Genomic DNA, 21,896 nt, shown 5'->3' on the forward strand with positions numbered 1-21,896 from the left:
CTGTATATACCCAAGTAACCTCAGGCGGATTACAACAGTAACAATCCAAGGTGCTTGGGTATTTTTATTTTGGAGAAGAGAACAATGACAATGCTGATTCGTGAAGGCACATTGGAAGAAGCACTTCAAGTTGTGGCGCGTGTTACCGAGTTTTCGAAAGGAGAAACGGTAGACTCCATGACTCAACGTTTAGAAGAGAAAAACAGTTTAATCCTCGTTGCAGAAAAAAATGGCACGATTGTCGGCTTCAAAATAGGTTACGAATTAGAGGATGGTGTTTTCTATAGCTGGTTAGGTGGTGTTGTCCCTGAAGCTCGAAATGAAGGCGTGGCACAACTGCTTTTGGAAGCTCAAGAGGATTGGGTGGCAGAACAAGGCTACAACACATTAAAAGTGAAATCTCGAAACCAGTTTCCGGCTATGCTTCGCTTGTTATTGAGAAATGGCTATATAATTGAAAAGTTTGAAGAAAAAGTAAATCTTCGAGAATCTCGAGTGCATTTCATTAAAGCAATGTGAAAATAAATGAGATTTTTTCTCATTTAACTGTTGACTACGAAATGAGAATCATTATTATTAAACCTGTCTTAGGGAATGAGGAAAGTTCACAAGGACGTTGAGTGACTTATTAACAGAAGTTAATTAACTGAAAGTTGAGAAGTGATGAAACATTTTTCCGAGAACTTGCACGAATTCTTTTTGACACGACATTGCTCACATTGCTTCCAGTGTAATTTATAGCTTCTTGGTTAAGCTGCTCTATTTACAGAATTTGCTTTACCACTTCTGCTAGGCGACCCCATTCGGGTCGCTTTTTTCTTTTCTACGATTTCTATTTGACGTCACTATTAATATCTTTTCCACATGCGATGATCATTTTAGGATCGTTGATCTTCTCGCCGTTATGCGAATTTATTGTTATTAATCAATGGTTTGGGTTGGTGTTTTCTTGTGTTTTTTGTTATTGGATAACCAGTGGATAATTTCTATAAACAGAGTTATCCACAGGGGGTGGTGTTTTCGTGAATAAAGTCGGAAAAATTTACGCGACCTAGATCGAGCGAACAAGATAGATTCAGATCAGCAGTCATGGCATCCTAGGCAGATCTCTCAAGTACTGAATTGGATACAGACAATTATGGCAAGTATTCCTGAAAATCCGTTGATCCTTATCGACGGCTCTTCTTACCTATATCGCGCTTTTCACGCCTACCCGGGCACCATGAGCAATGGTGAAATTCCAACTAATGCCGTTTACGGCGTCGTGAACATGTTACGCAGCATGATGCGTCAGTTTGCGTCTGAGCGCATCGCGGTGGTTTTCGATGCAAAGGGAAAAACCTTTCGTGATGATATGTATGCAGAATACAAAGCGAATCGTCCGCCAATGCCGGATGACCTGCGTTGTCAAATTGAACCATTACACAATGTTATTCGTGCAATGGGTTTGCCGCTGATCTGTGTTCCTGGCGTCGAGGCGGATGACGTCATCGGTACGTTAGCATACCAAGCATCACAAAAGGGCATGCCTGTATTGATCAGTACTGGTGATAAAGACATGGCGCAGCTAGTGGATGATAACATTACCTTGATCAACACCATGACGAACGTCGTAATGGATCGTGAAGGTGTGGTTGAAAAGTTTGGCATTCCACCTGAGTTGATCATCGACTACTTAGCACTGATGGGCGATAAAGTAGATAACATTCCTGGTGTACCGGGTGTCGGTGATAAAACAGCGACCGCACTACTGCAAGGTATTGGTGGTCTGACGAAGTTGTATGAAAACCTCGATGATATTGCAGGGCTTGGTTTCCGTGGTTCTAAAACCATGGCGAAAAAGCTCATCGACAACAAAGAAAATGCCATGCTTTCGTATGAGCTCGCGACCATCAAATTGGATGTTGAGCTTGAGGAAACGCCAGAATCATTGCTGAAAGCGGAACCAAATAAAGACGAATTAGTGAAGCTGTATGGCCAACTGACGTTTAAATCTTGGTTGAATGAACTACTTGAAGGCGGTTCTGGATCTGTGGAGGCCGTAGAGCTTGCAGGATCTTCACAAGCTTCTTCTTCTCAAGCCGAGATGGAAACTTCTGCGGTAACAATCGATCGCAGCCAATATGAAACAATTCTGGATAAAGAAACCTTCAATGCTTGGCTAGATAAACTTCAAACGGCTGAGCTGTTTGCATTTGATACGGAGACCGATAACCTAGATTACATGCTAGCGAATCTAGTTGGTTTGTCATTCGCTGTCGATGAAGGTATTGCGGCTTATGTGCCAGTTGCACATGACTATTTAGATGCGCCTGAACAGCTTGATCGTGATTGGGTACTAGAACAGCTGAAGCCAATTCTTGAAGATGCAGCGAAAGCAAAAGTCGGTCAAAACTTAAAGTATGATGCGTCTGTACTCGCTCGTTACGACATTGAGCTAAAAGGTATCAAGCACGACACGATGTTGGAATCGTATATCTACAACAGTGTCGGCGGTAAACACGATATGGACAGCTTGGCGCTTCGCTTCCTACAGCACAGCTGCATTTCTTTTGAGCAAATTGCAGGTAAAGGCAAAAATCAGCTTACGTTTAACCAAATCGAACTGGAACAAGCATCGCCATACGCGGCAGAAGATGCGGATGTGACCCTTCGTCTGCACAATCGCTTGTTTGCTAATATCGAGCAGGATGAAAGCCTGAAGACAGTTTACGAAGAGATTGAAATGCCGTTGGTGCCAATTCTTTCGCGCATTGAACGCACTGGGGTCTTTATCGATGAAATGAAGCTGAGTGCGCAGTCGGTCGAGATTACCGCTCGCCTTGATGAGCTTGAAAAGAAAGCGTACGAAATTGCAGAGCAAGAGTTTAACATGAACTCGCCAAAGCAATTACAAGCCATCCTATTTGAAAAAATGGGTTTACCGGTTGTGAAGAAAACGCCATCAGGCACACCATCGACGAATGAAGAAGTTCTGCAAGAACTCGCGCTAGACTACCCACTACCAAAACTGATTTTGGAATACCGTGGTTTGGCGAAGCTAAAATCAACTTACACCGACAAACTGCCGAAGATGATCAACCCATCAACGGGGCGCGTGCATACTTCTTACCACCAAGCAGTGACTGCAACGGGTCGTCTATCTTCTACTGATCCGAACTTACAGAACATTCCAATTCGTAACGAAGCTGGCCGTCGTATTCGTCAAGCGTTTGTCGCGCCATCAGGGCATAAAATCTTAGCGGTCGACTACTCGCAAATCGAACTTCGCATCATGGCGCACCTTTCTGGTGACCAAGCGTTATTGGATGCATTCCGTGATGGCAAAGATATCCACGCGGCAACCGCAGCAGAAATCATGGGTGTTTCTATTGAAGACGTTTCAAGTGAGCAACGTCGTCGTGCGAAAGCGGTTAATTTCGGTCTTATTTACGGCATGAGTGCGTTTGGTTTGGCGAAGCAATTAGGCATTCCTCGTGGTGAGGCTCAAGCGTACATGGATACATACTTTGAACGTTACCCAGGCGTGATGCAGTACATGGAAGACACACGCAGCACGGCAGCAGATAAAGGGTATGTTGAAACGATTTTTGGTCGACGTTTGCATTTACCAGAAATCAAATCGCGCAACGGGATGCGTCGTAAAGCTGCTGAACGTGCGGCAATCAACGCACCAATGCAAGGTACGGCTGCGGACATCATTAAGAAAGCGATGCTGTGGGTTGATCAGTGGATTCAGGAAGAAGGCAATGGTCGTGTGAAGTTATTAATGCAAGTACACGATGAATTGGTCTTTGAAGTTGAAGAGTCATCATTGTCCGAAATTGAAAGTAAAGTACAGAAATTGATGGAATCTGCAGCAGAGCTAAAAGTACCGTTGGTTGCAGAAGCAGGTCACGGTGAGAACTGGGATCAAGCTCATTAGTCACTTTTAGACCAAAATAACCAATTAATTATGAGCCAGCGCACAAACGCTGGCTTTTTTTTGAGATTAAAAAAGCTAGCGCAAAGTTAACTTTGATGTTGCTTAATAAAAATTTCATGAAAAAAAACTACAAAAATTCTTTGCAATTCTGACCAATTGTTGTACATTAATACTCGTAGGGTACAGAGGTAAGATGTTCTATCTTTCAGACCTTTTGTTTCACGTTATTGGATTAGGCTGATTCAGCCGCCCCAGTCAGTTTTTGACTGGGGCGTTTTTTATTGGACGAAAGAAAATTATTCTTTTGGATCAGTAGCTTAAAGTAAGCCTTCAGAAACCTTCTTTTTTGACCTTTCTAAATCACTGCAAAATCTCGATTTTTCCTTCAAATTTATCGCGTTATTCATCCTGTAAATTTACGCCAGTCACACTATTATTTTTTCTTGAAAGAAACTAAGTTACATCTTTTTGAAGATTTGCTTGGCTTAACTGTCTGAATTGTAACACTATTGGGTGTTTTTGGAGTGAATGTTTGGTGATACACAGGAAACAAGAGCGCTTTTTAACCTATTGAAATCGAATCTCAGTTCAGCAATGCTTCGTCACATAACAATAATTACCAATTTTTCTCTCCCGTTATCCCTGCCAGGAAGGCGGGGATTTTTATTGCCTGTTATTTAGTTCAGATAAACAAAAGCCCCACCAAATGGCAGGGCCGTGTCGAAGAAATTTAACAAATATTGTTAATTATTCTTCATCGCTCGCTGGTATCTCTTGTTCGTCTTCTTCTATCAGGTGTGCTAGTGCTGGTGCAAACCAGGTATCCAGTTTTGCACGTAGCTGATCGACACCTAATCCTTTCAGTGAAGAGAACACATCAACAGAAACGTCACCACCGAAAGTTTCTACTTGCTTACGAACTTTCAGTAGAGTTTGTTTGCGTGCACCACTTTTTAGTTTATCTGCTTTGGTTAGCAAAACTTGCACAGGAATGTGGCTATCGATGGCCCAGAAAATCATTTGTTGGTCGAGATCTTTCATTGGATGACGAATGTCCATTAGAACCACTAAGCCTTTTAGGCACTCGCGTTTCTGTAGGTATTCACCCAAAGATTTCTGCCATTTGTTTTTCATCTCTACCGGTACTTGAGCAAAACCGTATCCAGGTAGATCGACAATGTGACAACCTTCTTCTACTTTGAAAAGGTTGATTAATTGCGTACGACCAGGTGTCTTTGATGTCTTGGCTAAGCTTTTTTGATTAGTTAGACGGTTAAGTGCACTCGATTTACCAGCGTTTGAGCGTCCTGCAAACGCAATTTCGACACCTTCGTCTTCCGGCAGGTGACGAATATCGGGTGCGCTGGTGATGAAATGCGTATTTTGGTAATGAATTTTTACGCTCACTGTTAACTCCATCTCGACTTTGTGTAGTCGATTGATTACTTTTTTGTGAAAATGTGTAAAATAACCGTGCTCGGCATAAGGTCGCCTATTGTACCATGAGTGTACGCGGTATGTTCACATTCCGTGGTACTGGAAGCTTGATAATTATAATGGAATGTCATGAAGAAATTAGCGCTAATTTTGAGTCTTTTAGCCAGTTGCTCAGTATGGGCCCAAGGTAATATTGAGGCTGGTAAAGCAAAATCACAAACCTGTGTCGCCTGTCACGGAGCAGATGGCAACAGTGCAATAACAACGTACCCGAAACTCGCAGGCCAACACGCTAAGTATCTTGAGAAGCAGTTAAAAGAACTTAAGCTAGGCATGACAAGTGGTGGTAAACAAGGTCGTTACGATCCTGTAATGAGTGGTATGGCAATGCCACTGAGCGATGAAGATATCGCAGACCTATCTGCTTACTACGCTTCGCTACCAGTTTCAGAAAACTCAACACCTGAAGATGTAGTAGCAAAAGGCAAAACGCTTTATACCGCTGGTGATGCCGAGCGTGGCCTAACCGCATGTATTGCATGTCATGGTCCTCGTGGCAATGGTACTGAGCTTTCAGGTTTCCCGAAAATTTCTGGTCAGCATGCTGACTACATCAAAGCTCAGCTAGAAAAATTCCGTGATGGCGACCGTGGCAATGATATGAATGCCATGATGCGCGACATCGCGAAGAAAATGACAGACGAAGATATCGAAGTGCTGTCTAAATACGTTGGCGGTCTGCACTAATATACCTAAATCGCTCAAGATCCTGCATCTTGAGCTGGTTGGGTAGATGTCCCTACATCGTTCGAGCAACTTGTACAAAAATGCCCTAGTGAATCCACTAGGGCATTTTTGTTCGTGACAGATATCACAGTCGAGTTTGGATGCGAAAGCGATAGTTGGCTCGGCAGTTTGTGAGACATTTGCCATACTTGATGTTGGCTTTTTCTTGTTAGTGTTTTTAAGCTTTTGATTAAATGATAATTTTGATTTTTTAGAAAAATAGGCGGATTATTTTTTCAACCCATTACTTGTGAGCATAACGGGATGGCGTAAAGTAGAAGTCGTTCACAGGGAGTGAATGTAAGGATTTAAGACCACGGTTTAGGTCTCCAAGGATGTAGCTCGGATGCTTGGTGATTTAGAAAGGGATTTAGATACGTAGGGAGCCTATCAGATAAGGATGGTCATCTCGTCTGACGGTTAAGACAGTGAAACGGATCAGGCACAGGAAGTTGCTCAGTAGACAGGAAGTAAACGGATAGCCAAAACTCATCAGGAAGATGAAAAACAACTCTTTTTGGCAGGGAAAGCTCTAAAAACAAAGGGATCATTGGTGCACCAAATGTGTGCAACACAGTTTCGCCAATTGATGGCACTTAGAAAGCGACAGTCTGACTGTCGCTTTTTTTATATCCGTTGACTTGCTCAGTCGTAACTTGAATTGAGATTACTGCACTTATTTAGCTTTATAGGTTGTAAACAAAGTTTTTTAATAAAAATTGCTGAAAAAATACTCAACAACACTCCAATCCGAGTTCACTTTCTGGTATGTTTCGCATCCCTGTTTGAGGAAGTCAGCATGCATACCTGTCCTTTATGCCAAAATCAGCGCACTCACCATTATTTTGAAGATAAGCGTCGTGAATATCTTCAATGTGAGCAGTGCAGCTTGGTATTCGTAAATCCAGACCAACGTTTGGATGCGGAAAGCGAAAAAGCTCACTATGATTTGCATGAGAACAACCCCGATGATTTGGGTTACCGACGCTTTTTGTCGCGTATTGCTGACCCGATCACAGAGCGAATTTCTCCACAATCAAATGGTATCGACTTTGGTTGTGGTCCTGGCCCAACGCTCTCCTTGATGCTGGAAGAGGCGGGGCACAACATGGCGTTGTACGATCTCTACTACCACCCTGATACGTCGGTTTTAGAAAAAACGTACGACTTCATGACAGCAACAGAGGTGATAGAGCACCTCTACCACCCAGATTTGGTGTGGAAGCAATGGTTGAATTTAGTTAAGCCAGGGGGCTGGATAGGCCTGATGACGAAAATGGTCATCGACGTGGAGGCTTTCAAATCATGGCATTATAAGAACGATCTCACTCACGTAGTGTTCTTTAGTCGTGACACGTTCCAGTTCCTAGCTGAGCGGGATAAGCTCGAACTCGAATTTATTGGTAATGATGTAATTTTACTGAGGAAACCCCAGTAATGAGCCGTAGTAAAAAATCTAGAAAACCGGGTGCCGCTGGTGCACCTGAGTTTGTTGTAACTCGTAACCGTACAGAATCTGATGTGGAAGGCCGCTTACGCAAGCGTGCTAAAAAGCGTAAAGGTCTGAAAACGGGTAACCGTAACTCAGAAGTTAACGAGCAGAAAAAGCAAGCTGCTGCACAAAATCGCGACCCGCGCTTAGGCAGCAAAAAGAAAATACCTCTGATTGTTGAACCTGCGAAGAAAATGACGAAGCAAGAGCGTCGTTTGTCGGCAGAGCAAGAACTAGAGATGCTAGAAAATGACGCGCAATTGAACGTGTTGCTAGACCGTATTGAAGCGGGTGAAAACCTGGGCACAGGTCTACAGAAATTCGTCGATGAGAAACTCGATCGCATTGAGAAACTAATGGACCAACTAGGTTTGTTGGAACCTGAAGAAGAGGAAGACTTCACTGCACCTGCTGAGAAAAGCACGCGCAACGATGATGACTTGCTGGCAGATTTCGACGACATTAATTTCGACGACTATAAAGGATAATTAAGCTATGAATGTAACCTTATTAGCTATTGCTGGTGTTGTGATTATCATCGCACTCGCTTCTTATGCAGGTTACCTTCTGCTTCAATTGAAAAAGCAAAAGGAATTGCAGCTGAAGCATCAAAAATTGGCGATAGACAAACGTAACGCCAACATTTTTGAGAATGTGCATACCTTGTGTCAGGCGGGCATTCAAGGCCAGTGCGATTTATCTGAAATCAGTATCCGTGTGTATAACATCATGGATTATGTACAAGGTGAAGACCGCGTTGATTTCGATAAAACGTACCCTGCGATTTCTGAGCTTTACCACATCGTGAAAGATATGGCGCGTGGCGAAGAACGCCAACAACTTGCCAAGAAAGAGCGTATGCAACAGAACTTGACGCGTCATAAAGCGGAAAGCCGCCTCACTGATGCGATTATTGAGGAGCTCAAAGTGTTGCAGAAAAACGTCCAGCCACTGAATAATCAAATCAATATTCAGATGATTTAAGCGCGACCCCCAATAGTCTCCTTATGACTAATGGGGGTATCGTGATCACGCTAGCACTTCTTTAGTTTTATACTTAAAAAGCCAGTCGGCGTTGCCACGCTTGTCATCGTCGTATGGCAAAATAGCGGCTCTGAATATCGGGTGACGGCTTTCGTTGCCCTAGCATTTAACGGAAAGTACCACCATGTCGAATCAACACACTGAATCGAAACAGCAAATCGTCTGGGATCAAGCGGTATTGGATAAGTACAACTATTCCGGGCCTCGTTATACGTCGTACCCAACGGCGCTGGAGTTTCATGAAGCGTTCACCATTTCTGATTATGATATGGCATGCACTCAATACCCAGAACGCCCATTATCGCTGTACGTACACATTCCGTTCTGTCACAAGCTTTGTTACTACTGTGGATGTAATAAAGTCATTACGCGCCACTCGCACAAAGCGGATGAATACCTCGACGTGCTTGAACACGAAATTCGTCAACGTGCTGCATTACTTGTTGGTCGCACCGTGACGCAATTGCATTTTGGTGGTGGTACACCGACGTTTCTCTCTGAAAAGCAAATCACGCGTGTAATGAGCCTGCTACGCCAAGAGTTTACTTTTAGTAGCGATGCTGAAATCAGTATCGAGGTTGACCCGCGTGAAATCGAGCTGACCATGCTGGATCATCTGCGTAGTGAAGGCTTCAATCGCTTGAGCATCGGTGTTCAGGACTTCAACAAAGAAGTGCAAAAACTGGTGAATCGTGAGCAAGATGAAGAGTTCATCGTTGCGATGGTTGCGCGCGCAAAAGAGTTAGGCTTTCGTTCGACGAACCTAGATTTGATTTACGGTTTACCGAAGCAGACCAAAGAATCTTTTGCCAAGACTCTAGAACAAGTGCTAGAGATGCAGCCGGGCCGTCTATCCGTGTTTAACTACGCGCACATGCCACAGCTATTTGCAGCGCAGCGTAAGATTAAAGACGAAGATCTGCCAAAGGCAGAAGAGAAGATGGCGATTCTGCAAGACACCATCGCGACACTGACTGATGCTGGCTACCAATTTATCGGTATGGACCACTTTGCTTTGCCGGACGATGAACTTGCTGTTGCCCAGCGCGAAGGTATTTTGCATCGCAATTTCCAAGGCTACACCACACAAGGTGAATGTGACTTGGTTGGCTTTGGTGTTTCTGCAATCTCGATGATCGGCGATGCGTACGCGCAAAACCAGAAAGAGCTGAAGAAATACTACGCTCAAGTCAACGAACTTCGTCACGCTCTATGGAAAGGGGTCTCTCTGGACTCCGATGATTTGCTCCGTCGTGAAGTGATTAAGCAGCTGATTTGTAACTTCAAGTTAGACAAGAAAGCCATTGAGTCTGAGTTTAAAGTGAGGTTTGAACAGTACTTTAAAGAAGATTTGCAGCTACTTCAGACCTTTATTAACGATGAGCTGGTGGAAGTGGATGATAATGAAATTCGTGTGACGCTGCGAGGTCGTTTGTTGATCCGTAATATTTGTATGAGCTTCGATAAATACCTACGAGCAAAGGCACGTCAGCAACAGTTCTCTCGTGTTATTTAATCAGAGATACAGATTCAAGATATAAAAAATGCCAGCAGATGCTGGCATTTTTTTATGTTTTCGCTGGATTTAAGCGCGATCTTTTACTTTTTCTCTCAGTTCCGATTTTTCTGCTTCTGAAAGGAACGCAATCTCAAGGCCATTGATTTGCGCTTGGCGAATCTGGTCTTGGCTCAGGCCAGCGGCTGGTGCCGCTACTTCGTATTCGTATGGCAGTTCGATACCTTCAACCGCTGGATCGTCAGTGTTCAAACACGCAAGAACGCCATGCTCTAGGAACTGCTTGAGAGGGTGGTTTTCTAGCGTTTCTACCGTACTTGTTTGGTAGTTTGACGTCAGGCAAGATTCAATACCAATGCGGTTTTCTGCTAGGTAATCCATCAGTTTTGGATCGTGAATCGCTTTTACGCCGTGACCGATACGAGTTGCGCCCAGCTCATTGATTGCTTGCCACATGCTCTCTGCACCTGCTGCTTCACCAGCATGGACCGTTACCCCAAGGCCAGCATCGCGTACTTGCTTGAAGTGAGACACAAAGCGATCACCCGGTTGGCCTAGTTCGTCACCCGCAAGGTCGACGGCAACGATGTGATCTTTCTGGCTCAGAATGCCGTCCAGTTCTTGTTGACATGCGTCAGTGCCAAATGTGCGACTCATGATACCGATCAGGTTGGCTTTCACGCCAAAATCGCGCATACCCGCTTGCACACCGTCCACGACGGCTTCAACAACCCCCGCTACTGGTAGCTTGTGTTTCATCGCCATGTAGTAAGGAGAGAAACGCAGCTCTGCGTAATCGATTTGTGCGTTTAGCGCGTCTTCTACGTTTTCGTACGCGACACGACGACACGCATCTAGATCGCCCAGTACAGCAACACCCCAGTCGAGCTTAGAAAGGAAAGCAACAAGAGAGGGTTCCGCTTCGACAATTTGAACGTGAGGAGTGAGAGACTCAATATCGTACGCTGGTAGGGCAATGCCAAACTTTTGGCCTAGCTCAAGAATCGTTTTAGTACGAATGTTACCGTCGAGGTGACGGTGCAAATCAGTAAGAGGAAGGTTCTTCGTTATCATTTTGTCGATCCGGATAGTTATGAACTGGAACAGGGCCCAAACATCATCTGTGACAATACATGGGTAAGATTTGCAGTTAAGTATAAATAACAGTTGGGTAGATTGTCAGTAGAGGATGACTAGGAAATCAACGATTCTCGCTCTTTTCTACTTCATGTTCACCAAATGTGTTGGCCATTCTTCTAGTGGCATAGGGCGGCTGTAGTAGAAGCCTTGCACCTGATTACAGCCTAAAGAGCGCAGTAATTGTGCTTGATTGCTATCCTCGACACCTTCCGCGACGACATTAGTTTTGAGACCTGCTGTGATATTGATGACGGCAGCGACGACTGAACTGTTTAAGTTTTCTTGCGTGAGTTGATTGATGAAGGTGCGATCAATCTTCAAGCAAGTAAACGGTAGAGAGTGGAGGTAACCCAGTGATGAGTAACCGGTGCCAAAGTCATCTATCGCGATACCAATACCCATTTCACGCAGCTTAGTCATATTTTCTAGTGTGGTCGGTGCGCTATCAATGATGCGTGATTCTGTGATCTCTAGTGTGAGGTTACTTGCTGGTAATTTCGTGATATCCAATACGCTTGTCACCGTATCAACAAAACTTGGGCAAGATAGTTGATTAACGGAGATATTCACATGCAGTTGGAAGTCCGACGGCCACTGTTTGCTTTCGATCGCTTGGTAAGTGTCGCGACAAGCTTGTAACAGAATCTGTTGGCCGATGGCTTTGATCATGCCGCTTTCTTCCGCGATTGGGATAAAATCTAATGGTGACACCATACCTGAGTCGCTATGCCAACGCGCAAGTGCTTCGGCGCCACACACTGTGCCACTGACGAGATCCACAATCGGTTGGTAATGAGGAATAAACTCTCGGTTTTCAATGCCAGTTTGGATCTTGGTCAGCATTTGCGTACGAAACTTTGAAGCGCTCGCTAGTTCTGGGCTGTAGTGACAAACACCAGTCAGTGAGTCTTGTTTGGCGTAACTTAATGCGATGCTGGCGTTGCGTAACCATAAAGGCATGGTTTCGTTTGGCTGGGTTTGTACAATACCAAGTGAAATCTTCATCACTACATTCTCGCCTTCCACCATAAATGGGGTGGAAAAGAGTTGCTGTAATCGACGCTCGGTTTGTTTAATTTTGGTTTCAGTGTCGACATTTGAGAGAAACACCGCGAACTCATCACCACCAATCCGAGCCAATAATGCGTTGTCACGAAACTGCTGTTTTAACCTTTCAGCGATGCTGACCAACAGCTGGTCGCCGTTGTGATGACCCACACTGTCGTTGATATCTCTAAATTTGTTGATACCAAGTAAAAATAAACTGCCGTGACAAAGATCAGACTGATTTTCACAGATTTCGACCAAACCCTGACGACTATATAAGCGTGTCAGAGAGTCATAAACCAACTGTTCACGCAATGCTTTGAATGAAGCTCTTAGATTGTTCGCCATTTCATTAAAAGCATGAACCAGTACGGTTGTCTCATACACATAACCAGGCTTTGGCATGCCGCTATCCCAATCCCCATTTGCCAGGTGCTGAGCGGCGGCGGCCGTCGCGTTAATTGGTCTGGTAACTCGGTTGAAAATGATCCAACTGATGGCGATACCAAATAGGCTTACAATAATGCCAACGAGCCAGCTCTCTTGCTGGCTTTTTGGTAACAGGCCGAGAAGCTCAGACTCCGAAATGGAGGTGCCGATAAACCATGTTAAGCCGTCTTGGTCTCGATACGGGGTTAGCCGACTGAAAATACGTTGGCCATCATGTTCAAATGAAAAAGTATAAGGTTGCTTGGTGTTGTTGAGATCGAAAGACCGGACTCGGCTCGCACTGATTTTGATGATCGGGTCTGCGTTTTCAGCGGCAAGCAAACGCTGCCCTTTATCCGAAAATTTTGTGCCCCATGAGATGACGCTTCCCGGGCCTGAGTGAGCGATTAAACGATGATCTGGGTCCATGATGTAGACCGACGCTTTAGTGTTGTATTTTAACTCGCGCAGGAATTCGTTGAATGTATTGATACGAATGTCTGTCACCAAAACACCAGCAAATTGGTCGTGTTTGTACACCGGCGTCATGGCTGATAGCGTAATATCCTGGCGTTCATCAGCGTTGGTATAAATTTCAGACCAAGTGGCGTTTTGGCTCTCTGCAACGGGCTTATACCATGGGCGAGTGCGAGGATCGTATTGGGAGATAACCGTTCGAATGTTGTTACTCACATGGTTGGTTCCATAAATAACCAGATCACCATCGGTGTAGCGATCTTGCACCATTAAGGTGTAATCGTCGGAAAGCTCGCGGCGAAAGCCTGCAAAGTCGCCGTTTTCTGAACCAAATGCGATTACATCCAACTGCGGTATCGATTGGTAAAGATTTTTGAATGCACTCAGCAGGTAGTTTTGAATGTCTGAGGTATCGTGAGGGCGATAAAGGTTGTGATAGCTGACGTTGTGCGCGAGAGCCATAACCGCAGTAAAAGGCTTACGTAGATAGCTATTGAGGTGGTCGTGGACACTTTCGGTTAACACGGAAAGTTGCTTGTCACTGATATCCGTGACCACTTCTTCGTAACTTTGTTTTTGGACGTAGACAACGACACCGATCGCCAGTAAGAAGATCATGACAAATGGAATCAGAACAGCAGTACGCAGTGTAATTTGAGTCGTAGCAGTAGACATCGCCTAATCACATAGATGGTGGTGCGCCACAATTGTACTGATGTTTTTATTAATATCGAGTGACAAACGACGCTCGTTGTTAACGCACCACGTAAGTGATTGTCAGTACAATTCTTTTAATTTTCTGGTGAGTGTATTTCGCCCCCAGCCTAATACTTTAGCGGCATCTTGCTTATGACCTTTAGTGTGCTCTAAGGCTGCTTCTAATAAAATGCGTTCAAATTCTGGTAAAGCGTAAGAAAGTAGTTCTTTATCTCCTGCTGCGAGTGAATGCCGTGCCCAATCCGCCAATTGTTCTTGCCAACTACCATGTGCAGAGTCTGAAATGGATTTTTTCTCTTCGAGTAGTTCGCTTGGCAAGTCATTTGGTAACACCTCGCTACCACTGGCCATAACGGTTAACCAACGGCAAATATTCTCTAATTGACGCACGTTGCCAGGCCAATCAAGGCGGTTAAGAATCTCTACAGTCGACGGGTGGAGAGTTTTTGTTTCCACACCAAGCTCATCAGCCGCACGGATAAGAAAATGCTGTGTAAGCTTTTCAATGTCTTGCTTACGCTCACGCAGTGCCGGGATCTGAACGCGAATCACGTTTAAGCGATGAAAGAGGTCCTCACGGAAGTCACCTTCGTGCACCAGCTTTTCTAAGTTCTGGTGTGTTGCCGCGACAATTCGTACATCGACACTAATCGGAGAGTGACCGCCCACTCGATAAAACTGCCCGTCAGCTAGAACGCGTAGTAAACGAGTTTGAATGTCCAATGGCATGTCGCCGATTTCGTCTAAAAATAGAGTGCCGCCATTGGCTTGTTCGAATCGTCCTTGACGAACATTGTTTGCCCCCGTAAACGCGCCTTTTTCGTGGCCAAATAGTTCTGATTCAATCAAGTCTTTGGGAATCGCCGCCATATTGAGCGCAATGAAAGGTTTGTTAGCACGTGGACTGTGACGGTGCAGTGCATGAGCAACGAGTTCTTTACCCGTGCCCGATTCACCGTTAATCAAGACTGAAATAGAGGAGCGAGAAAGACGACCAATGGCGCGAAACACCTCTTGCATCGCTGGTGCTTCACCGATAATTTCAGGCGTTTCTGCTGGAATGTCTTCTGGAGAGAGCTGCTCGCGTTTGTTTTCGTGGCTGTGTGCAATGGCTCGCTCAACCAGAGTTAAGGTTTCATCAATATCAAAAGGTTTTGGTAAATATTCAAAAGCACCTTTTTGGTACGCATTCACTGCCGCATCTAAATCTGAGTGTGCGGTCATGATAATCACGGGAAGGTCTGGGTAATCGCGCTGTACTTGTTTTAGTAGCTCCAACCCATCAATACCTGGCATGCGAATGTCTGATACTAGAACATCCGGCACTTCGCGTTCGAGCGCCATTAACACGCTTTCTCCATCGGCATAGGTTTCACATTTGATGTTGGCAGAGGAGAGCGTTTTCTCCATTACCCAGCGAATTGAACTGTCGTCATCAACGACCCAAACATATCCTTTACTCATGTAGTAATCCTTGCAGCAAACCGAAAAACTGACGCGACTTGAAGTCCATTAGCGCAATCAGATCGGCAGATAAATAGTAAATGTTGTGTGACCAGGCCAGCTTTCTACGTCTATTTTTCCATTGTGCTGGTCGATCAAATTTTGCGAAATAGATAGCCCTAATCCAGTTCCTCCCTCGCGGCCACTGACCATGGGATAGAACAGCGTGTCTTGTAGTTCCGGTGGAATACCTGGGCCGTTGTCTGTGATTTCGACACGAGCAGCGAGTTTACAGCGTTTGCCGTGAATATTGGCTTGGTGCACCGTTCTGGTGCGAATGGTTATTTTCCCGTGTTCTTGATGGCTAAGAATTTGTGCGGCGTTGCTGACGATATTAAGCATTGCCTGTTCGATTTGGTCTGTATCCATCAAAATCTCTGGCAAGCTTGGGTCATAATCTCGTTCAATGATGATTGAGCGTTGTGACTCTAATTCAACCAGTTGGCGAACCTTTTCAAGAATTTGGTGCAGATTCTCTTGTGTCTTCTTACCTGGCTTTTGCGGTCCTAGTAATCGATCCACGAGCGCCCTTAAACGGTCTGCTTGCTCAATGATGATGTGTGTATATTCGGTGAGAGAGGGCTCTGGCAGCATTTTTTCTAACAATTGCGCCGCACCGCGTAAGCCGCCAAGCGGATTTTTGATCTCATGTGCAAGCCCTCGGACTAACAGCTTCGCCGCTTGTTGTTGGGCGTGTTGGTTCAGTTCTTGAGAGAGTCGGCGCTGCTGATCAATTTTGCGCATCTCGACCAGAAGCATCAACTGTTTTTGCCAAGTGATAGGGCTAACCGTCACCTCTAGCATTAAAGGGCGGCCATCAACAACGAAAGTGACGTCACTGTCGGTGATGCTTTGGCCACTTTGCAACGGTTGAGTGAGCAGCGCGAGATCCAGCGACGCATGCTGAATCAATTGAGAAAGTGATTGTTCAATAATTCGTTTGGCGCTTTGAGAAAACAGCAATTCGGCAGCCGGATTGGCATAACGGATGGCCAATCCATCATCAAGAATCAGCGTTGCTGTCACCATATTGTTGAGAATGGCACTAGGAAGACTGGTATCCACATTACGTCCTTGTTTTGCTTTAAGATTGTGCGATGCACAATAATGGTGCAATTGAACGTTAAGTATGGCGAATAAATCTTAGAAGAAAAAGTGAAAAGCACCGCTGTGATGTGATTTTTTTCACCAGATATTCTATTTTGCCCCTTTTACGGTCGGCTTAACACTTGCTCTATGTAAATGCACCGTTATAGGGCTAGTAGATGCAATAAGCTTGCCGCTTCTTTTCGCGTGCACAGCAAGTGTGTGAGTGCCTCGGTCAATATTGTTTAACTGCCACACTATATGGTTTTGTGGTGCACCATAAGGTTTTCCATCGAGTAACAATTGCAATTGCTCACCGATACCAAGCTTGCGATTGGTTTCTAATTGAATATTGATGATGCCTCGATTACTGCGGATGGTCTCGTTGTGCTTGGGAGTCAGCATCGAGAGTTGTAATGGAAGAGGCTTCTCGGTTGTTTTCTCTGGCTTGTTTTGTGATGCAGTAGATGGCGTAGTCTGAGGTGCGAGCGATTCAGTACTTTCTACCTCAGGAGCTGGTGCGCTGGCTTCAAGGTTTGGCAGTGCGATCGCTTTTGCTCCTTTGTTTGGTGTATCACTAAAGTGAACCACGCCATTTTCATCTACCCACGTATACGCGACCTGCGCGAAGGCGATAGAGGCGATTAACAATCCGCTGAGTGCACACAGTGATGGAATAAGCTGAACTTTCATTGCTCACCTTCTCTTGTTCGATGATTTCACGTTTCAATGGCTTAGCTCTTTGACCTGTAAGGAAAAATTCTAAGTGTATTTTTATTATCCTCTCATGTTAAACGTCGAAGCTTGACTGGCGAATACAAAAAAGGCCCGCCTGCGAGGCGAGCCTAATATTTTATTGCTGTGTTTACATTTTACACAGTGTCGACCTTACACAGAGTAGTAAAGTTCGAACTCAACAGGGTGAGTTGTCATGTTCACACGCTCTACGTCCTGAGACTTAAGGTCGATGTATGAATCGATGAAGTCGTCAGAGAATACGCCGCCCGCTGTTAAGAACTCACGATCAGCATCTAGCTCTGCTAGCGCGTCTTTTAGTGAGTATGCAACAGTTGGGATTTCTGCTGCTTCTTCAGCTGGAAGATCGTAAAGGTCTTTATCCATCGCTTCGCCTGGGTGGATCTTATTCTTGATACCGTCAAGACCAGCCATAAGCATTGCTGCGAAACATAGGTATGGGTTCGCCGCTGGGTCACCGAAACGAACTTCGATACGACGTGCTTTCGGGCTTGGTACCACTGGGATACGGATTGAAGCAGAGCGGTTACGCGCTGAGTAAGCTAGCATTACTGGTGCTTCGAAGCCTGGTACAAGACGTTTGTACGAGTTTGTTGATGGGTTAGCGAATGCGTTGATTGCACGAGCGTGTTTGATGATACCACCGATGTAGTAAAGCGCCATTTCAGATAGACCGCCGTACTTGTCACCAGCAAATAGGTTTACGCCATCTTTTGCTAGAGACTGGTGAACGTGCATACCGCTGCCGTTGTCGCCAACAAGTGGTTTAGGCATAAACGTCGCTGTTTTACCAAACGCGTGAGCAACGTTGTGTACAACATACTTGTAGATTTGGATTTCGTCAGCTTTGGTTGTTAGCGTGTTGAAACGAGTTGCGATTTCGTTTTGACCCGCCGTTGCCACTTCGTGGTGGTGCGCTTCAACAACAAGACCCATTTCTTCCATTACTAGACACATAGCAGAACGGATGTCTTGAGATGAATCTACTGGAGCTACTGGGAAGTAACCACCTTTAACGCCTGGACGGTGACCTTTGTTACCTTCTTCGTAGTCAGAACCTGTGTTCCATGCCGCTTCTACGTCGTCGATTTTGAAGAAAGAGCCTGACATGTCTGTCGAGAACTTCACGTCATCAAATAGGAAGAATTCTGGCTCAGGACCGATAAGTACAGTATCTGCAACACCTGTAGAACGCATGAAGTCTTCAGCGCGTTTTGCGATAGAGCGTGGGTCACGGTCATAGCCTTGCATTGTTGCAGGCTCTAAGATGTCACAACGGATATTTAGTGTTGCGTCTTCCGTGAATGGGTCAAGCACAGCAGAAGATGCGTCAGGCATCATTACCATGTCTGATTCGTTGATACCTTTCCAGCCAGCAACTGATGAACCATCGAACATTTTACCTTCTTCGAAGAAGTCTGCGTCGATTTGGTGAGCAGGGATCGAAATGTGCTGCTCTTTACCTTTTGTATCAGTGAAGCGTAGGTCAACAAACTTAACTTCGTTTTCTTGGATCAGCGATAGAACGTTTTCTACTGACATCTTGGATAACCTCCAGTGTTAATAAGCGGTAAAAGCTCGATTTATGAATTATTCATGAAACCTGGCATTGATTAATCAATTTGACTTTTCATTAATCGATGCTGTTTTAACTAAAGCCAAAACCGTGCCAAAAAAAATATTCCATTAATTTCAAGCAATTGTGTTTTTGAATGCTAGTTTGGTGCAGTTGCTTGCACCAAAATGATCTTTGATTGCACTATTATGGTGCTAAAAATCATTGTTGCACCATAATGTGACAGATACATTGCGTATTCAGCCCAGTTTTTGAGCAAGAGTCAATTTGAATTATGCATCGATTAGAATAAAGTTGCGTTTAATCAATTCGTTCTGAGGAAGAAAATGGGCATTAAGCGTAAAAATCGCAGAAATGCTCGGGAGTAGATCACATATTTCTAGGCTTTTTGCTAAAATCTGGTACATTATGGCCGTTTTTTTAATCAGCAAATGTCGCCAGAGAGCACCCGTTCTCAGCGTGGGGGCATTTCATCTATCTAAGTGAATCAATATCCATGGCTACTCCACAGATTGATAAATTAAGAAATATCGCGATCATCGCGCACGTTGACCACGGTAAAACCACGTTGGTTGACAAGCTGCTACAACAATCAGGCACGCTTGAGTCTCGCGGTGAAGCTGAAGAGCGAGTCATGGACTCGAACGACATCGAGAAAGAGCGCGGTATTACCATTCTTGCTAAAAACACAGCAATCGACTGGAACGATTACCGTATCAACATCGTAGATACTCCGGGACACGCGGACTTCGGTGGTGAAGTTGAGCGTATCATGTCGATGGTAGACTCTGTACTACTTATCGTTGACGCAGTTGATGGTCCAATGCCTCAAACGCGTTTCGTAACACAAAAAGCGTTTGCTCACGGTCTAAAACCAATCGTTGTAATCAACAAGATTGACCGCCCTGGCGCACGTCCTGATTGGGTTATGGACCAAGTGTTCGACCTGTTCGACAACCTAGGTGCAACTGATGACCAGCTAGACTTTAAAGTAGTTTACGCATCAGCACTTAACGGTTGGGCTTCTCTAGAAGAAGGCGAAACTGGCGAGAACATGGAACCACTATTCCAAACTATCGTTGATGTTGTTGACGCGCCAAATGTTGACCTTGATGGTCCACTACAGATGCAAGTTTCTCAGCTAGACTACAGCTCTTACGTTGGTGTTATCGGCGTGGCTCGCGTAACTCGTGGTAGCGTTAAGCCAAACCAGCAGGTAACCATTATTGGTGCTGACGGTAAAACTCGCAACGGTAAAGTGGGTACAGTAATGGGCTACCTTGGCCTAGAGCGTCACGAAGTGGAACAAGCTAACGCGGGTGATATCATCGCAATCACTGGTCTTGGCGAGCTGAAAATTTCTGACACTATCTGTGCACAAAACGCAGTAGAAGCATTACCACCATTGTCTGTTGATGAACCAACAGTAACAATGACGTTCCAAGTAAACACGTCTCCATTCGCGGGTAAAGAAGGTAAGTTCGTAACGTCACGTAACATCCTTGAGCGTCTTGAGAAGGAATTGGTACACAACGTTGCACTACGCGTTGAGCAAACAGACGATCCAGATAAATTCCGCGTATCAGGTCGTGGTGAACTTCACCTTTCTATCCTGATCGAAAACATGCGTCGTGAAGGCTTTGAGCTTGCGGTATCTCGTCCAGAAGTAATCATCAAAGAAGAAGATGGTCAGTTGATGGAACCGTTCGAAACGGTAACTATCGACGTAATGGAAGAGCACCAAGGCGGCATCATGGAGAACATCGGCCTACGTAAAGGTGAGCTGAAAGACATGTCTCCAGACGGTAAAGGTCGTGTGCGTATGGACTTCGTTATGCCATCACGTGGTCTGATCGGTTTCCAAACGGAATTCATGACACTGACTTCAGGTTCAGGTCTTCTTTACCATACGTTTGATCACTACGGCCCTCACAAAGGCGGTAACATCGGTCAACGTGTAAACGGTGTACTAATCGCGAACGCGATGGGTAAAGCGCTAACTAACGCACTGTTCAACCTTCAAGAGCGTGGTCGTCTATTTATCGGTCACGGTGTTGAAGTTTACGAAGGTATGGTTATCGGTATTCACAGCCGTGACAACGACCTAACGGTAAACGCACTGAAAGGTAAGCAGCTAACCAACGTTCGTGCATCAGGTACAGATGACGCACAGGTTCTTACTCCGCCAATCAAGATGACTCTTGAGCAAGCACTAGAATTCATCGATGACGACGAGCTAGTAGAAGTAACGCCTGAAAGCATCCGTATCCGTAAGAAGTTCCTAACGGAAAGCGACCGTAAGCGTGCTTCTCGTGGCGCGAAATAATTTTCGTTAAGCGATTCAATTAAGAAGAAGCCTCGAGTTATGCTCGGGGCTTTTTGTTTTCTGGAGTTGAATATGAACCCGATTATTATCACCGGTGGGCCTGGTGCGGGAAAAACAACACTGCTGAATGCGCTAGACGCGTGTGGTTACGCCACGTTTCCTGAAGGGTCTCGCGACTTGATTGAGCAGCAAAGCCAGTTAGAAAATGGTATTTTGCCGTGGACGAATTTACCTGAGTTTGCCAAGTTATGCCTTGGGTTGATGGACAAACAAAAGAGTGATGCGCGTTGTCATGATGTTGCGTTTGTTGATCGCGCCATCCCCGACATCATTGCATACCTACAAGTGGGCTGCTGTAAGGTTGACCAAGCTTTCTTAACCGAAAGCGCTGGGTACCATAGTCAGGTGTTTACTTGTCGACCTGAAGCATCCATTTACGTACAAGATGAAGTGCGTCCGCACAGCTTTGAAGAAGCATTGGAGATTCATCAGTCGTTAGTGAGTGTCTATACTGAGTTGGGTTATGAAGTGATAGAAGTACCATGGGGAACTGTGCCAGAGAGAGTAGGCTTTGTTCGAAGAGTCATCGGTTTACTCGGTAAGGTCGCCGACTAAAACCTCCTCACTAGGAGGAGGTCT

General features: G+C 45.1%; 16 protein-coding genes. 9 read left to right on the forward strand and 7 right to left on the reverse strand.

The window, feature by feature from the left end:
* The first annotated feature begins 84 nt into the window (after positions 1-84).
* Together R7190_RS10205 and polA are read left to right on the forward strand one after the other, a co-directional pair.
* The gene (locus tag R7190_RS10205; protein ID WP_005379245.1) at positions 85-519 is read left to right on the forward strand and encodes a GNAT family N-acetyltransferase; all 435 of its coding nucleotides are present in this window, start codon (positions 85-87) and stop codon (positions 517-519) included.
* Between the two features lie 619 nt (positions 520-1,138).
* The gene (gene polA / locus R7190_RS10210; RefSeq protein WP_186584551.1) at positions 1,139-3,925 is read left to right on the forward strand and encodes a DNA polymerase I; all 2,787 of its coding nucleotides are present in this window, start codon (positions 1,139-1,141) and stop codon (positions 3,923-3,925) included.
* A 747-nt stretch (positions 3,926-4,672) separates the two neighbouring features.
* Here polA and yihA read toward each other — a convergent pair.
* Positions 4,673-5,332, reverse strand: coding sequence for a ribosome biogenesis GTP-binding protein YihA/YsxC (gene yihA, locus R7190_RS10215; RefSeq protein ID WP_017635019.1), 660 nt, complete (start codon positions 5,330-5,332; stop codon positions 4,673-4,675).
* A gap of 159 nt (positions 5,333-5,491) precedes the next feature.
* On the opposite strand from yihA, the gene R7190_RS10220 reads away from it, so the two are divergent.
* The 5 genes from R7190_RS10220 (at position 5,492) to hemN (ending at position 10,200) form a co-directional block, all read left to right on the forward strand.
* Entirely contained in the window at positions 5,492-6,109 is a 618-nt protein-coding gene (locus R7190_RS10220; protein WP_005379248.1) for a c-type cytochrome, read from the forward strand.
* 838 nt (positions 6,110-6,947) lie between these two features.
* Entirely contained in the window at positions 6,948-7,586 is a 639-nt protein-coding gene (locus R7190_RS10225; protein ID WP_005379250.1) for a class I SAM-dependent methyltransferase, read from the forward strand.
* Positions 7,586-8,128 carry a Der GTPase-activating protein YihI gene (yihI, locus tag R7190_RS10230; protein WP_005379252.1) on the forward strand — a complete coding sequence of 181 codons (543 nt, stop codon included), beginning with the start codon at positions 7,586-7,588 and terminating at the stop codon, positions 8,126-8,128. Before R7190_RS10225 ends, yihI begins: the two co-directional genes overlap by 1 nt.
* A gap of 7 nt (positions 8,129-8,135) precedes the next feature.
* Positions 8,136-8,624 (forward strand): DUF2489 domain-containing protein, encoded by a 489-nt coding sequence (locus R7190_RS10235; protein WP_005379254.1) that lies wholly within the window; start codon positions 8,136-8,138, stop codon positions 8,622-8,624.
* 184 nt (positions 8,625-8,808) lie between these two features.
* A complete protein-coding gene (gene hemN / locus R7190_RS10240; RefSeq protein WP_017821952.1) occupies positions 8,809-10,200 on the forward strand; it encodes an oxygen-independent coproporphyrinogen III oxidase in 1,392 nt (463 codons plus the stop codon).
* A 69-nt stretch (positions 10,201-10,269) separates the two neighbouring features.
* On the opposite strand, the gene add is transcribed toward hemN, so the two are convergent.
* The 6 genes from add to glnA all read right to left on the reverse strand — a co-directional run bounded on the left by add (position 10,270) and on the right by glnA (position 18,897).
* Entirely contained in the window at positions 10,270-11,274 is a 1,005-nt protein-coding gene (gene add / locus R7190_RS10245) for an adenosine deaminase (RefSeq protein WP_005382965.1), read from the reverse strand.
* 147 nt (positions 11,275-11,421) lie between these two features.
* Positions 11,422-13,968: an EAL domain-containing protein gene (locus R7190_RS10250; RefSeq protein WP_186584550.1), complete on the reverse strand. Its 2,547-nt coding sequence runs from the start codon at positions 13,966-13,968 to the stop codon at positions 11,422-11,424.
* Between the two features lie 102 nt (positions 13,969-14,070).
* Entirely contained in the window at positions 14,071-15,474 is a 1,404-nt protein-coding gene (glnG, locus tag R7190_RS10255) for a nitrogen regulation protein NR(I) (protein WP_005379267.1), read from the reverse strand.
* A 57-nt stretch (positions 15,475-15,531) separates the two neighbouring features.
* A complete protein-coding gene (gene glnL, locus R7190_RS10260; RefSeq protein WP_017821940.1) occupies positions 15,532-16,578 on the reverse strand; it encodes a nitrogen regulation protein NR(II) in 1,047 nt (348 codons plus the stop codon).
* Between the two features lie 132 nt (positions 16,579-16,710).
* A complete protein-coding gene (locus tag R7190_RS10265; RefSeq protein ID WP_064353518.1) occupies positions 16,711-17,292 on the reverse strand; it encodes a DUF4124 domain-containing protein in 582 nt (193 codons plus the stop codon).
* Positions 17,293-17,487: 195 nt separating this feature from the next.
* On the reverse strand, positions 17,488-18,897 hold the full coding sequence (gene glnA, locus R7190_RS10270; RefSeq protein WP_005379275.1) for a glutamate--ammonia ligase: 1,410 nt from the start codon (positions 18,895-18,897) through the stop codon (positions 17,488-17,490).
* A gap of 530 nt (positions 18,898-19,427) precedes the next feature.
* Between glnA and typA the strand changes: the two genes are divergently transcribed.
* Positions 19,428-21,257 (forward strand): translational GTPase TypA, encoded by a 1,830-nt coding sequence (gene typA, locus R7190_RS10275; protein WP_005379276.1) that lies wholly within the window; start codon positions 19,428-19,430, stop codon positions 21,255-21,257.
* A gap of 72 nt (positions 21,258-21,329) precedes the next feature.
* The gene (locus R7190_RS10280; protein ID WP_186584549.1) at positions 21,330-21,872 is read left to right on the forward strand and encodes an AAA family ATPase; all 543 of its coding nucleotides are present in this window, start codon (positions 21,330-21,332) and stop codon (positions 21,870-21,872) included.
* Positions 21,873-21,896 lie beyond the last annotated feature (24 nt).

It is taken from the genome of Vibrio sp. 1078-1, from assembly GCF_033340475.1.

Coding starts and splice junctions, on each gene's coding strand:
- R7190_RS10205 (WP_005379245.1), top strand. CDS start 85: ATGACAATGCTGATTCGTGAAGGCACATTGGAAGAAGCACTTCAAGTT.
- polA (WP_186584551.1), top strand. CDS start 1,139: ATGGCAAGTATTCCTGAAAATCCGTTGATCCTTATCGACGGCTCTTCT.
- R7190_RS10220 (WP_005379248.1), top strand. CDS start 5,492: ATGAAGAAATTAGCGCTAATTTTGAGTCTTTTAGCCAGTTGCTCAGTA.
- R7190_RS10225 (WP_005379250.1), top strand. CDS start 6,948: ATGCATACCTGTCCTTTATGCCAAAATCAGCGCACTCACCATTATTTT.
- yihI (WP_005379252.1), top strand. CDS start 7,586: ATGAGCCGTAGTAAAAAATCTAGAAAACCGGGTGCCGCTGGTGCACCT.
- R7190_RS10235 (WP_005379254.1), top strand. CDS start 8,136: ATGAATGTAACCTTATTAGCTATTGCTGGTGTTGTGATTATCATCGCA.
- hemN (WP_017821952.1), top strand. CDS start 8,809: ATGTCGAATCAACACACTGAATCGAAACAGCAAATCGTCTGGGATCAA.
- add (WP_005382965.1), bottom strand. CDS start 11,274: ATGATAACGAAGAACCTTCCTCTTACTGATTTGCACCGTCACCTCGAC.
- R7190_RS10250 (WP_186584550.1), bottom strand. CDS start 13,968: ATGTCTACTGCTACGACTCAAATTACACTGCGTACTGCTGTTCTGATT.
- glnG (WP_005379267.1), bottom strand. CDS start 15,474: ATGAGTAAAGGATATGTTTGGGTCGTTGATGACGACAGTTCAATTCGC.
- R7190_RS10265 (WP_064353518.1), bottom strand. CDS start 17,292: ATGAAAGTTCAGCTTATTCCATCACTGTGTGCACTCAGCGGATTGTTA.
- glnA (WP_005379275.1), bottom strand. CDS start 18,897: ATGTCAGTAGAAAACGTTCTATCGCTGATCCAAGAAAACGAAGTTAAG.
- typA (WP_005379276.1), top strand. CDS start 19,428: ATGGCTACTCCACAGATTGATAAATTAAGAAATATCGCGATCATCGCG.
- R7190_RS10280 (WP_186584549.1), top strand. CDS start 21,330: ATGAACCCGATTATTATCACCGGTGGGCCTGGTGCGGGAAAAACAACA.